10 protein-coding genes are annotated in these 13,147 nt (G+C 77.6%); 4 read left to right on the plus strand and 6 right to left on the minus strand.

What is annotated here, in order from left to right; translation table 11 throughout:
• Window positions 1-47: 47 nt before the first annotated feature.
• Window positions 48-920, minus strand: coding sequence for a hypothetical protein (locus ACQPX6_RS24705; protein ID WP_433783206.1), 873 nt, complete (start codon window positions 918-920; stop codon window positions 48-50).
• A 101-nt stretch (window positions 921-1,021) separates the two neighbouring features.
• Complete coding sequence (gene mfd, locus ACQPX6_RS24710) at window positions 1,022-4,702, minus strand: transcription-repair coupling factor (RefSeq protein WP_433783208.1); 3,681 nt, start codon at window positions 4,700-4,702, stop codon at window positions 1,022-1,024.
• A gap of 486 nt (window positions 4,703-5,188) precedes the next feature.
• Between mfd and ACQPX6_RS24715 the strand changes: the two genes are divergently transcribed.
• The 3 genes from ACQPX6_RS24715 to ACQPX6_RS24725 all read left to right on the plus strand — a co-directional run bounded on the left by ACQPX6_RS24715 (window position 5,189) and on the right by ACQPX6_RS24725 (window position 8,717).
• Window positions 5,189-6,451, plus strand: coding sequence for a PQQ-dependent sugar dehydrogenase (locus ACQPX6_RS24715; RefSeq protein ID WP_433783209.1), 1,263 nt, complete (start codon window positions 5,189-5,191; stop codon window positions 6,449-6,451).
• Window positions 6,448-7,662 (plus strand): endonuclease/exonuclease/phosphatase family protein, encoded by a 1,215-nt coding sequence (locus ACQPX6_RS24720; protein ID WP_433783211.1) that lies wholly within the window; start codon window positions 6,448-6,450, stop codon window positions 7,660-7,662. The genes ACQPX6_RS24715 and ACQPX6_RS24720 overlap by 4 nt, the downstream gene beginning before the upstream one ends.
• Before the next feature lie 242 nt (window positions 7,663-7,904).
• Window positions 7,905-8,717 (plus strand): hypothetical protein, encoded by an 813-nt coding sequence (locus ACQPX6_RS24725; RefSeq protein WP_433783212.1) that lies wholly within the window; start codon window positions 7,905-7,907, stop codon window positions 8,715-8,717.
• Between the two features lie 36 nt (window positions 8,718-8,753).
• On the opposite strand, the gene ACQPX6_RS24730 is transcribed toward ACQPX6_RS24725, so the two are convergent.
• Window positions 8,754-9,275, minus strand: coding sequence for a hypothetical protein (locus tag ACQPX6_RS24730; protein ID WP_433783213.1), 522 nt, complete (start codon window positions 9,273-9,275; stop codon window positions 8,754-8,756).
• Between the two features lie 703 nt (window positions 9,276-9,978).
• Here ACQPX6_RS24730 and ACQPX6_RS24735 point away from each other — a divergent pair.
• Window positions 9,979-10,512, plus strand: coding sequence for a hypothetical protein (locus ACQPX6_RS24735; protein ID WP_433783214.1), 534 nt, complete (start codon window positions 9,979-9,981; stop codon window positions 10,510-10,512).
• A gap of 28 nt (window positions 10,513-10,540) precedes the next feature.
• Here the strand turns inward: ACQPX6_RS24735 and ACQPX6_RS24740 are convergent, their stop codons facing one another.
• The 3 genes from ACQPX6_RS24740 to ACQPX6_RS24750 all read right to left on the minus strand — a co-directional run bounded on the left by ACQPX6_RS24740 (window position 10,541) and on the right by ACQPX6_RS24750 (window position 13,038).
• Window positions 10,541-11,752, minus strand: a complete 1,212-nt coding sequence (locus tag ACQPX6_RS24740; protein ID WP_433783216.1) for a hypothetical protein — start codon at window positions 11,750-11,752, stop codon at window positions 10,541-10,543.
• A 129-nt stretch (window positions 11,753-11,881) separates the two neighbouring features.
• A complete protein-coding gene (locus ACQPX6_RS24745; RefSeq protein ID WP_433783217.1) occupies window positions 11,882-12,454 on the minus strand; it encodes a hypothetical protein in 573 nt (190 codons plus the stop codon).
• A 227-nt stretch (window positions 12,455-12,681) separates the two neighbouring features.
• The gene (locus ACQPX6_RS24750) at window positions 12,682-13,038 is read right to left on the minus strand and encodes a hypothetical protein (RefSeq protein WP_433783218.1); all 357 of its coding nucleotides are present in this window, start codon (window positions 13,036-13,038) and stop codon (window positions 12,682-12,684) included.
• Window positions 13,039-13,147: the final 109 nt, after the last annotated feature.

The following is a 13,147-nucleotide window of genomic DNA, read 5'->3' on the forward strand; positions in this document are numbered from 1 at the left end:
TGCGGTCAGCAGGGAGATCGACACCGACCGCTCGCGCTCCCTGATCTTCAGAGGCCCAGCTTCCGCAGCACCCGGGCAGCCAGGGCGTCGAGGTCGTGCATCTGCCGCGCCGTCACGCGCACCACGTCCCAGCCCAGGTCGTCGAGCCCCGCGTCGCGGTCGAGGTCGAGACCGTGGCCGCGGATGGTGCGGTGCTCCGGCCCGTCGTACTCGAGCGCGACGGGCCGCAGGCCGGCACCGGGGCAGGGCCAGGCGAGGTCCAGGCGCACGCCCCGCCCGTTCGGTAGCCGCACGGGGTACTGCGGCACCGGCGACGGCACCCCGCGCAGGGCGAGGCCCACGCGCAGGCGGCTCTCCGGCAACGACTCCGCGCGGGCGTCCATCAGCCCGATCACCCGCCGGACCTGCACGAGACCCCGCACCCCGGGGTGGGCGTCGACCAGGGCGGCGAGGTCGTCCGGCCCGAAGCGCCACGCGTGGGCGAGGGCGTCCACGGCGGCCACGGCGTCGGGCAGCGGGGCGCGGCCGGCGAGGTCGAACGCGGTGCGCGCGGGCGTGGTGATCGGGGTTCCCCACCGCCGGGTCACCTCGCCGGGCGCGAGGACGTCGCGACGCACCCGGGGCGCGCCCGGGCCGGGGTGCCGCGAGGTCGGGAGGACGACCTCGTCGTCGTCCCACGGGCACTCGGCCTCCCAGGCGAGCGCGGCGACCGGGCCCGCGACGACCGCCTCCGGGCCGGCCCAGACGGCGAGGCCGCGGACCCGGAGCCAGAGGTCGTCCGGCGTCGCGGACCCGACGTAGGTGTCGGGGCGAAGCTTCCGGAACTCGTGGCGGCGGAGGCGTTCCCAGGTGACATCGCCGCGCGCGACGGCGAAGGAACCGCGGAAGGGGTCGGCGGAACGGCAGGAGAGGCGGGGCACACCCGGTTCGACGCAGCGGCCGGCCGAACGGCTCCCTCGCGGTGGTCAGGGAGTGCGTGCGGTCGGCGAGGAGATCGACACCGACCGCACGTGCTCCCTGATCACGCCGGGGTCGTGGCCGGCGCCGGGAAGAGCTGCCCGAACAGCTGCTCGCACCAGGCGAGGAGCTCGAGGTCCCGCAGGGGCGCCGCGCCCATGCGCACGGGGCCGCGCCCGTCCTGGCCCGCCACCGGCCGTGGCAGCGACAACGTCCGCGACGCCGGCTTGTACTGCGCCCGCGGGTGCAGGCGCTTGAGCCGCATCTGCGCCGAGTCGAGCAGGTCGACCGGGGCCAGGCGGATCTGGTTGCCCTGCCCCGCGACCTCGGTGATGCCGTGCGCCCGGCACGCGTGGCGGAACGCGGCGACGGCCAGCAGGTTGGTCACCGGCGTCGGCGGCTCGCCGTAGCGGTCGACCAGCTCCTCGCGGACGGCGTCGAGCGCGGCGCCGTCGTCCGCCTCCGCGATCTTGCGGTAGACGTCGAGGCGCAGGCGCTCGGTGTCGACATAGTCGTGCGGCACGTGGGCGTCGATCGGGAGGTCGACGCGCACCTCCGCCAAGGGCTCCTCGTCGGCCCCGCCCGCGCCGGCGTGGGCCTTGAACGCCTCGACGGCCTCGCCCACCAGGCGCATGTAGAGGTCGAAGCCCACGCCCGCGATGTGGCCGGACTGCTCGGCGCCCAGGATGTTGCCCGCGCCCCGGATTTCGAGGTCCTTCATGGCGACCGCGGTGCCCGCGCCCAGCTCGGAGTGCTGCGCGACGGTGGCGAGGCGGTCGTGCGCCGTCTCGGTGAGCGGTTGGTCGGCCGGGTAGAGGAAGTAGGCGTAACCCCGCTCACGGCTGCGGCCCACGCGCCCGCGCAGCTGGTGGAGCTGCGAGAGCCCGAGCGTGTCGGCCCGCTCGACGATCAGCGTGTTGGCGTTGGAGATGTCCAGGCCGTTCTCGACGATCGTGGTGCACACGAGCACGTCGTGCTCGCGCTCCCAGAACTCGTTGACCGTGCGCTCGAGGCGCTCCTCGGCCATCTGCCCGTGGGCGGTGGCCACCCGCGCCTCGGGCACGAGCCGGCGCACCCGCGCGGCGGCGTCGTCGATCGACTGCACCCGGTTGTGGATGTAGAAGACCTGCCCGTCGCGCAGCAGCTCGCGCCGGATCGCGGCGGCGACCTGCTTCTCGTCGTGGGCGCCGACGTAGGTCAGCGTCGGGTGGCGCTCCTCGGGCGGGGTGAGGATGGTCGACATCTCGCGGATGCCGGCCAGGCTCATCTCCAGCGTGCGCGGGATCGGCGTCGCCGACATCGACAGGACGTCGACGTGCGCGCGCAGCCCGGTGATGTGCTCCTTGTGCTCGACGCCGAAGCGCTGCTCCTCGTCGATCACCACGAGGCCGAGGTCCTTCCACGCCACCCCGGTCTGCAGCAGCCGGTGGGTGCCGACGACGACGTCGATGCTCCCGTCGGCGAGGCCGCGCAGGATGCCGTCGACCTCCCTGGCCGGCGTGAACCGCGAGAGGCCCTTCACCGTGACCGGGAAGTTGTGCATGCGGTCGGTGAACGTCTGCAGGTGCTGCTGGGCGAGCAGGGTGGTGGGCACGAGCACCGCCACCTGCTTGCCGTCCTGCACCGCCTTGAACGCCGCACGCACCGCGATCTCGGTCTTGCCGTAGCCCACGTCGCCGGAGATGACGCGGTCCATCGGGACCGCCTTCTCCATGTCCGCCTTGACCTCGTCGATGGCCGAGGCCTGGTCGGGCGTCTCGGTGAACGGGAACGCGTCCTCCATCTCCCGCTGCCACGGGGTGTCGGGCGCGAACGCGTGCCCCGGCGCCGACTGGCGCGCCGCGTAGAGCTGCACCAGCGAGGCCGCGATGTCGCGGACCGCCTTGCGGGCCTTCGACTTCGTCCTCGACCAGTCGGAGCCGCCGAGCTTGTTCAGCGTCGGGAGCTCGCCACCGACGTAGCGGCTGACCTGGTCGAGCTGGTCGGTGGGCACGAACAGCCGGTCGGAGGCCTGGCCGCGCTTCGACGAGGCGTACTCGAGCACCAGGTACTCGCGCGTGGTGCGCGCCGGGCCGACCCCGGTGGTGCGCTGGGTCATCTCGACGAACTTGCCGATGCCGTGCTGGGCGTGGACCACGTAGTCGCCGGGCTGCAGCGTCAGCGGGTCGACCGCGTTGCGCCGCTTGACCGCGGCGCGCTTGACGGTGCCCTCGGTGCCCGGCCGGGCGCCCGTGAGGTCGGACTCGGTGAGCACGACCAGGCCGGTGCCCGCCGCGGCGAGCCCGTCGGCGAGCGACCCGCGCGCGATGGTGACGACCCCGGCCGCCGGCGCCTCGAGCAGGCCCTCGGCCGCGAGCTGCACGGGCACCTCGTGCTCGCGCAGCTGCTCGGCGGCGCGCATGGCGGTGCCCGCCGCGGGCACGACGAGCACGCCGACCCCGCCGGCGGCGGCGAGCGCGCGCAGGTCGGCCGCCGCGCGGGACACGTCGCCGCGGTAGGCGTCGACGCCGGTGAACCCGGGCCGCAGGACGCGGGAGCCGTCGCGGGTGTGGGAGTCGTCCTCGACGTCCGGGTCGGTGGCGAGGCTCGAGAGCGTCCACCACGGCCGCCCGGCCTTCGCCGCGACGGCGCGCACGTCGCCGAGGTCGCGGTACGCCGACGCGCCGAGATCGATCGGGGCTCGCCCGTCGGTGCCGTCGGCGGCGGCGAGCCACGAGGCCTCGAGGAACTCCTGGCCGGTGCGCACGAGGTCGGCGGCGCGGGTGAGGACGCGCTCAGGGTGGCAGATCAGCACGTGCCCGCCGGCGGGCAGCAGCTCGGGCAGCAGCTCCAGCTCGGGCGTGCTCCCGTCGCCGCCCAGCAGCGCCGGGATCAGCGACTCCATGCCCTCGGACGGGATGCCCTCCGCGACGCGGCCGAGCAGCTCGGACAGCGCCTTGTCCTTGGTGTGCTCGACGGCCAGCTCGGCGGCGCGGGCGCGCACCGGGGCGGTGAGCAGCAGCTCGCGGCACGGCGGCGCGACGACCTCGGTGGGCCGCGCGTCGGGGCCCTCGCCGGGCAGCGAGCGCTGGTCGGCGACGGAGAAGCAGCGCAGCTCGGAGACCTCGTCGCCCCAGAACTCGATGCGCACCGGGGCCGGCGCCGTGGGCGGGAAGAGATCGACGATGCCGCCGCGCACGGCGAACTCGCCGCGCTTCTCGACCATCTCCACCCGCGCGTACGCGAGGTCGACCAGGCGGGCGGCGAGCGCCTCGAGCTCGTACTCGGTGCCCTCGGCGAGGCGCACCGGCTCGAGGTCGCCGAGCCCGGGCACGACGGGCTGGATGAGGCTGCGCGTCGCCGTGACCACCACGCGCAGCGGGGCGTCCGGGGTGTCCGCCGCCTCGGGGTGGGCCAGCCGGCGCAGCACCGCGACGCGGCGCCCGACGGTGTCCGCCCGCGGGGACAGGCGCTCGTGGGGCAGCGTCTCCCAGCTCGGCAGGTAGGCGACGGCGTCGGGGCCCAGCAGCTCGCCGACGGCCGTGGCCAGCTCCTCCGCCTCGCGCTCGGTGGCCGTGACGACGAGCACCGGGACGCCCGCGCCCTGTGCCGGGGCGTCCGGGTCGGCCCCGAGCGCGGCGGCGAGGAACGGGCGCAGCCCCGTCGGCCCCTCGACGGCGACGTCCCGCCCGGCCGCCGCGACGACCTCGCGCAGGCCGGGGTCGGCCAGGGCGGCCGGCAGGAGCGCGGCGAGGGGGGCGGACACGCCGGAGGACACGGCGGGCAGAGCTGGCGCAGCGGGCGACAACGCGGGGTGACCCTTCGACAGGCGGCACGCAGCGGAGCGGAGCTGCGGCGCCGGAGGCGTGGACAGAGCGTCGGCCGCGGGCGAGAGCGGCCCGCACCGAGGTGTCTCCAGGGTACGTGCGGACCCCGACAGCGGGCCGGGCCGTCGACCGGCCCGCGGCGACGGACGCGTCACGTCGCGCGCGGACCGCAGCCCGGTCGACGGAGGCGCCGGCGCCCCGCAGCCGGCCGCCTCCGCGACGCCGCCGTCCGTGCGTGCCCCCCGGGGCGCACGGGCGATCGACGCCCGGCAAAAAGTACCGTGCGGTCCGTTCGTGGACAACAGCGGTGGGGTCTCGCGGTACCGGCCAGGTCGTTCGCCTCGCGGACAGGTGTGCCCGGGCCGCCCGGGCCCGCGACCGGGGCCCCACCGGGACCGGACGCGGCACGCGGCATCATCGTCGGTGTGATCCCGAGCCGACCACACCCCGCGCGCGCCCTGCTCGCGCTGGCCGCGCTGCTGGCGCTCGCCCTGGGCGCCTGCAGCGAGCAGCCGGGGGCGGGCGGCGTCGCCGCGCCCGCCGGGGGCGGAGGCGGCCGCGCCGCGGCGCCCGTCCCGACGTCCACCCCCGCGGGCACGACGCTGCGCGTCGAGACGGTGGCGGGCGGGTTCGCCAACCCGTGGGACGTCGCCTTCGTCGGCGGCGACCGGATGCTCGTGACCCAGCGCGACGGCGTCCTGTCGCTGGTGACGGGCCTCGGGCCGGGCGCGCGCGTGGCGCCCGTGACCGCGGACCTGGCCGACGTCTACGCCCGCGGCGAGGGCGGCCTGATGGGCATCGCCGCGGCCCCGGACGCCGCCACCTCGGGCAGCTTCGTCACCTGCCAGACCCACCAGCAGGACGGCAGGCCGGTCGACGTCCGCCTCGTCTCCTGGCGCCTCTCCCCCGATGGCCTGCGCGCCGACCGGGTGCGCGACCCGCTGGTCGGCGGCCTGCCGATCAACCCCTCGGGCCGCCACTCCGGCTGCCGGCCCACCTTCGACGCCGAGGGCATGCTGCTCGTCGGCACGGGCGACACGGCCCGCGCCACGATCTCGCAGGACCGGGGCTCGCTGGGCGGCAAGGTCCTGCGCGTCGACCCGGCGACGGGCGGGCCCGCCCCGGGCAACCCGTTCGCCGGCTCCGGCAGCGCCGCGGAGCGGCTGGTCTCGGGCTACGGGCACCGCAACGTCCAGGCCGTCGCCGTCCAGCCCGGCACCGGGCGCGCCTGGAGCGCCGAGCACGGCCCGGACGTCGACGACGAGATCAACGTCGTGGTGCCCGGCGGCAACTACGGCTGGGACCCGTCGCAGGGCGGCGAGACGCCGGGCGGCTACGACGAGTCGGTGCCGATGACCGACCTCGACCGCTTCCCCGACGCCGTCCCCGCGGCGTGGAGCTCCGGCGACCCCACCGAGGCGGTCAGCGGCGCGGCCTTCCTCGACGGCCCGGCGTGGGGCGACATGGCGGGCCTGCTCGCGGTGTCCGCGCAGAAGGGCGAGAAGCTCTTCCTCATGCGCCCGGGCACCGACGGCGACGCCAGCCGGATCGTCGGGGTCACGGTGCCGCCCGAGCTCGACGGCGAGTTCGGGCGCCTGCGCGGGGCACGCCTCGGCCCCGACGGCGCCCTGTACCTGACCAGCGACAACGGGTCCGACGACGTCCTCCTGCGCGTCACCCGGGCGTGACCGACCGGAACGGGCCGCGCCCGCCGCCGGGCCGGCCCGGTCCCCCGGGCCCGCCCGGTCCCCCCGGTCCCCCGCCGCGCTGGTCGCCCCCGGGACGCCCACCGGGTCCCGGCAGCCCGCCCCCGACCCGCCGCCTGGACGCCCCGCTGGCGCGCGACGTCCCCCGGGCGCCGGTCCGCGAGCCCGCGCCGGTCGCCCCGTCACGCCCCGCCCGGCGCCGCCCGCGCGGGGTCGGGCGCCCGAGCACCGGCGCGCTGGTCACCGCCGCGGTCCTCGGTCTCGGCGCCGTCGTCGTGACGTTCTCCGACCTGCTGGGCATCGACGACCGGACGCCGTTCGTGCAGTCGATCGCGTTCCGCCCGCAGCTCGCGGCCGGCCTCGTGCTGCTGGCCGTCCTGGCCGCGCTCGGCGGCCGGGGCCTGCGCCCGACCGCGGTCACCCTCGGGCTGGTCGGCCTGCTCGGGCTCGCGATGATCGCGCCCCGCGCGGTCGGCTCCTCCGCGACCGGCGCGACGGGCGGGGCGGAGCTGACCGTCTTCACCGCCAGCGCCTACGTCGGGCGCGCCGACCCCGACGCGCTCGCCCAGATCGTGCGGACGCGGAACCCCGACGTCGTCGTGCTCCCCGAGGCCCGCGGCCGCCTGCGCGACAACCTCCAGCAGGCCATCGTCGACGAGTCGGGCGGCGAGGAGGGCACGAGCGGCTACCGGGTCTTCGCCGCCGACTCCAGCAGCGACGACAGCCCCATGACGGTGTTCGTGCGCCGCGAGCTGGGCCGGCCGACCGTGACCCCGAACCGCGACACCGAGTTCCCCTCGCTGATCGTCGACCTCGCCGACGTCGGGGGCCGCGCGGTGCGGGTGGTCGCGACGCACCCGCAGTCGCCGAAGCCCGGTGACACCAACGCCTGGCGCCGCGACGTCGCCGCGCTCTCGCGCTGGTGCACCGGCGAGCGCCCGACGGTGGTGGCCGGGGACCTCAACGCCACCCTCGACCACGCCGAGCTGCGCGCGGCCATCGACGGCTGCACCGACGCCGCGGAGGATGTCGGCGAGGGGCTCACCGGCACCTGGCCGTCGGCCGCGCCGCGCGTGCTCGGGGTGCAGATCGACCACGTGCTCACCTCGGGCGGCCCCCGGGCCCGGGAGGTGGAGGTGCTCGACGTCGAGGGCAGCGACCACCGGGGCGTGCTCGCCCGCGTCGGGCTGTAGGACCGTCGTCCGTTCGACCGGGTCCTCCAGACCCGGTCGACCCACCCTCCAGCGGTGATCGACCCACCGCTCGGCCGCACCCAGGGTGGCGAACGGTCCGCTTACTGTTGGGTAATCGCCCACTCGTGACTTATGGTGGTCGACACAGCGCGCGCGGTGTTCCCGCGGAGGCCGAGATCGACCCCGCGGGTCGGGGCCCACGCACGCCGGTCGTTGACCCACACCGGAGTCGGGAGTCGTCCGTGCGCAAGACGTTGGGCGCCGGGATCGCCGGTCTCGTGATCGTCGGCTCCGCCGCGATCGGGACCGGCACCGCCGCCGCCGAGCCCCTGCCTGCCGCCCCGCAGGCCGCCGAGTGCTCGCGGGCCCTGCTGCCCCTGCTCACGGGCACGCAGAAGCGCCTGTGCGAGGCCACGCTGGGACTCACCAGCAGCGTCGGCTCCACGGCCGGCTCGGTCGTGCAGTCCGTGCCCCGCGTGGTGCAGTCGGTGCCCCGGGCCGTGCCCCGCGTCGTGCCCCGCGTGGTCGAGGGCGTCGGCGGGACGGTCTCCGGCGTGACCGGTTCCGGCCGCACGGGCTCCGCACCCGCCACCCGCGCGCCGAGCGCGTCCTCGTCCTCCGGGCGCACGAGCGGGACGAGCGGGACGAGCGGCTCCGGTGCCGCGACCCGCGCGCCCGCCACCGGTGCGGCCGCCGCCCCCGCGGCCGGGGCGACGTCGATCGCGCCGACGCAGAACTACGACACGCTGATGTCCTCCGCGTACGACCGCGTGCCCACCGGCCTGCTCGGCACGTCCCCGGTCGGCGGCGCGGGCGCGTCGCTCATCGCGCCGGCGGCGTTCGACCCGCGGCTGCTGCTCTCGGGCCGGCCCGCCCGCACGCTCGGTGCCCCGGAGAACGGCGTCACCACGGCGAGCACCGCCGACCCGGCGGCCTACGCGGTCGGCCGCATCGGCACCCCGGCGCTGCTCGGGGTGCTCACCGCGTCGTCGGTGCTCGCGCTGTTCGTGCGCTCGGTCGTGCTGCGCCGCAGCCGGCGCCCCGCCCGGGCCTGAGACCCGCGCGGGGCTGCCGCGTCGTGAGCGGTGCCGTCAGCGGTGCCGCACGTCCACGCGGGACGGCGTGAGGGGCCGCCCGGCGCGCATCCCGCTCGGCGTGGGCCGCATCGGGTCGAGGCCGCGCTGGGCGGGCATGCCGGGCGCGTGGTCGTCGTCCAGACCGCGGTGCCAGGACTCGTCGAGCGCGGTGCGGGCGCCGTCGCGCACGGCACGCAGCATCTCGTGCATCGACATCGCGAGCGGGCGCGGGACGAGCGGCGAGTCGGCGAGCCGGATCAGCGGCGCGAGGCGGGTGGTCGCCTCGTGCAGCATCGCGGCCGCGGCGACCGGGCCGCTCGGCGGCTGGGCGACGATGCGGTCGCCCAGGGCCGTCTGCCACTGACGGACGCGCTCGGCGAACGCCGCGGACAGCCGCTCGAGGAGCCGCGCCTCCACGTACGAGCCGAAGCCTCCCCGGACGGGTCCGAGGCCGTCGGTCGGCGGGTCCTCCCCGCGGCGGAAGGCTTCCAGCCAGCTGACCCAGGCGGCGTAGCCGCCACGCGGCGGGGCGCTCACGCGCTCCACCCACCGCGGGACAGGGACTCTGTCGTGCTCACGTCGGGACGCCTCCATCACGTGCCGGGCAGCCCGGCCGTGTTCCGTCGTCGGCGGGCGCATCGGTGCACCCGGGTACGGCCCGCTAGTCGTTCGGCGGACAGTGGCCGTTTCGCTCCGAGACATCGCGGCGCCGTTTTCGCCCGGCCGGACCAGTGGTTCCCCCGACGGGTGACGGAGCACCGGGAGTCCGGGGCCCGCCCACCTCGGGTGCGAGAAGCGGCTTCGCCCGACGGACAGCACCCCGGAGCGCGACCGCGTCGGACGCGGAGACGGTCCGTGTCGGCGCCCGTCACCCTGTGTGCGCCGCAGGAGCGGTGACGTGGGCGATCGGCCCGCCGGCGGCTGCTCTGTGTGAGGACGGACCGCGTCCGGAGCCGGTGTCCGGCGCGCGACGGCACCCGGGTGCCCGACCGCGCCCGGGGCGCCGGCACCCACCAGGCCGCACCACGCCGCCGGGCGGTCACGATCGGGTGGGGTGACCGGGCAGTCGGGGTCCGCCGTCACCCACGTGGCCGGACAGCGACCTCACGATGTGCCGTCCAAACACGGATCACCCCAATGCCCGGCCGGGCTCGCCCGGCCGGAGCATGACACCCCGGGGGCCTCGCGCGTTGGGTGGAGGCCAGGTCACGACATCGCAACATCTCGGGAGGAGGTCACGATGGCCGTCCCGCCCCGGCCCGCGCTCGCGGGTTCGTCCGTGGCTCTCGCCGCCGTACCCACCCCGCGTCGGGCGCCGTCACCGCGTGCCCATCTCGACGACCTCCCCGAGAGCGAGGTCCGCGACGACCTGGCCGGGGCCGCGTGGATCGTCCGCGAGGTCACCCACGTCCCCGGCGTGCTCCGGCTGCGCCGCGGCCGGCTGAGCTTCGAGTCCACCCGCGGCGTCCTCTTCGACGGCACGCCCGCCGACCTCGACCTCGAGGTCGGCCGGTCCTCCCGCGCCGGCGTCCGGGTCACCGTGGGCGCCGAACGCCTCTCCGTCCGCGTCGTGCGGCCCTCGGGCGGCGTCGCCCCGTGCCGCGAGCTGGTCGAGCGCGCCGTCGCCGGGCACCTGGGCACCGACGGCGAGAACGACGCCTGGACGGTCTGGCGCACCCGGCTCGCCCCCGCGCGCGCCGGTGTGGCGCGCTCCCGCACCCGGGTGCGCCGCTTCACGGCCCGCGGGTTCGGCGCGGTCGCCCCGTCCCCCTGACGCCCCCGGTCCAGCCGACGCCCTCGGTCTAGCGGCCCGCCCGCGGCGTGGCCCGGGCGCGCTGCTCGGCCTCGTCGGCGTCCGGCCAGCCGTCCCGACCGTCGGCCCGCTCCTCGTCGGCGACGTCGGGCGCAGGCTCGGGCGTTGGCTCGGGCGCGCGGTGGCGGTGGACGCGCGGCACCTGCGGCCCCCGGTCCTCCGCGGGCGGCGCGGCCTCGTCGGGGTGGTCGCGGTGGTCGCGGTGGTCCCGGTGGTCACCGTTGCCCAGGGCGCTCAGCGGCGTCGCGGGCGACAGCGGGTCCACCGGTTCGGTCGGCCGCGGCACGCGGGCGGCGCCGGGCGGCAGCAGCGGCGCCCGGTCCGGGGCCTGGTCCGGTGCCGTGCCCCCGCGGGGCGGGCCGGCGACGGGCGCACCCGCGGGGATCGGACCGATCGGCGGCGGGCCGGCCGGACCGGCCGGGCGACCCACCACCACGGGCGGCACGGGCGCGCCCGGGGGCGGCCCGGGCGGCACGGGCGGCACGGCCCCGCGCGGGGGGCCCGGGCGCAGCGGCGGGGCGCCGGGCGGCATCGGGGGCGGGCCGGGACGGCGCGGCGGTCCGGGGCGGGCGGGCCACGGGACCGCGGCGCCGATCGCGTCGACGAGGGGCCGGACCGCGGCGTGGATGCGCCGCGCCGACTCGGCGTGGTCGTCGACGCCGCCCTGCACGGGGTCCGGGATCGCGTCGTCCTCGGCGTCGACCGGTGCGCCCTGACCCCGCTGCGCGAGCGCGGCGGCGACGAGGGCGTGCGCGCGGTCGCGGGGGTCGGCGGGCAGGGCCGCGTGGGCGGCGGGGTCCATGCTGCCGAGCAGCCGCGCGAACTCGGGCAGGGTGAACGTGCTGCGCAGCGCCCGGGGCTCCAGCTCGAGCACGGCCGAGCGGTGCGAGCGGCTGACGGTGAGCACGAGGTCGGCGAGCTCCACGTCGCGCGCGGGCAGCTGGCGACCCCGGAACGCCGCGACGTCGGGGTGGGTGGCGAGCGGGCCGAGCTGGGCCCGCGAGAGCGGGTGCATCTCCGAGCCGACCACCGCGCCGGTGCCGCCGCTGGCGACGTCGAACCACGACGCCCACCGCGGGCCGAGGCGCGTCTCGAGCAGCAGGCGGGCGTGGAAGAGGGCGTACGGCGAGCGGCAGATGTTGCCCGTGCAGACGAACAGGAGCCGGAAACGCCGCGGCGCCACCTCTCCCCGACCGTCCATACCGCCGATCGTCGCAGTCCGTGGCCGTCGGCGCGAGCGGTCCGCGCCGCCGACCTGGACGTTCCCCCCGCAGGGAGGACCTGGTCACGGCACCGGGTGGGGCCGGGGCACCCGTCCGGGGTGCCGGCGTCAGCGGACCTGGCGCGCGAACGACTCGAGGTCGAGCACCATGCGGGCCACGCGCAGCGCGGTCACGACGGCGTCGACCTCCACCGCGGGCGCCGCACGCTCCTCGGCGTCCAGGCGCTCCAGCAGCGCCGCCGCGTCGGTGTGCAGGGTGCTCGCGAGGTCGGAGGCGCCCAGGAGCGTCTCGCCCTCCAGCCGGTCGTCCGCGGACCACCCGGCGTCGGGGACGCCCGTGGCCACGAGCTCGACGGCGCGGACGAGCGCGCGCTGCTCGGGCTCCTGCGGGTCGTCCTCGAGCTCGACGAGGCGGGCGAGCAGCGCGTCGACGGCGCTCACGAGGTCGGCGGCCGGGGCGCCCGCGCCGCGCCCGAACACGGCGGGCGGGACGACGCCGTCGGGGCTGCGCGGGGCGGGGATCGACGGGCGCTCGGGCTCGAGGCGGGCACGCGCCTCACGCAGCCGGGCGCTCAGCGCGCCGCCGGAGGTGTCGTGGGGCACGGCGACGGGGCCGGCCACCGGTCGCTCGGCGGCCGGCGCCGGGACGTCGGCGGGGGGCATCGCGGCGTCGGTCGACAACGGCGCTCCTTCTCGGGCAGGGACGTGTCGCGGCCGGGTGGGCCGGAGGCGCCGGATCGGCGACACGGGGTCACCCGGTGGATCGTCCGCGACAGCGTGACGCGTTGCGCTCGGTCGACGGAACAGCCCGTTCGGGGGATCTCCTTCACTCCGTGGGTCGCCCGTCCGCGCCGGAGAGCGCCGACCGGACGCTTCGACTGCGCCGTCCGGACTCTCGGCGGGGAGCGTCACCGGGCGCGCACCCCCGGTCGGCGCGGGCCGGACGGCACGCCGCGGCTCGTCCGCGCCATGAGCGCCCGGCGCGTGGCGTAGGCGTCGTTGCCCCTCCGGCTGAAGATGACCGCCCCGGCGACGAGGAGGCCGTTGACCGCACCCAGCCCGAGCATCGCCACCTCGAGCGCCCGCTCGCCGGTGAACAGGTCGCCGGCCTCGGGGGCCTCGAGCGCGCCGCCGTAGGGCGCCGGGCCGGGGGCCGGCGCGGGGTCGGCCGCCAGCGCGCCCGGGACGAACAGGAACAGGGCGCCCAGCACCAGGGCCAGCGTCGCGAGGACCCGCCCGACCGCTTCCCGACCGCGTCCACCCATGCCGCCGCCCTCCGCGGACCCCGGTGGGTCCTCGGGCGGTCATCGAGGCGTGACGACCGTCTCGTTACCCGACACGAGGCCGCACCGAGACGACACACCGGGATCGTGA

It is taken from the genome of Actinomycetospora sp. CA-101289 (genome assembly GCF_050955895.1).
GTDB lineage: Bacteria > Actinomycetota > Actinomycetes > Mycobacteriales > Pseudonocardiaceae > Actinomycetospora.

Bases quoted from the DNA above. Each gene is read 5' to 3' on its own strand.
- ACQPX6_RS24735 (WP_433783214.1), top strand. From the start codon at position 9,979: ATGGCCGTCCCGCCCCGGCCCGCGCTCGCGGGTTCGTCCGTGGCTCTC.
- ACQPX6_RS24740 (WP_433783216.1), bottom strand. From the start codon at position 11,752: ATGGACGGTCGGGGAGAGGTGGCGCCGCGGCGTTTCCGGCTCCTGTTC.
- ACQPX6_RS24750 (WP_433783218.1), bottom strand. From the start codon at position 13,038: ATGGGTGGACGCGGTCGGGAAGCGGTCGGGCGGGTCCTCGCGACGCTG.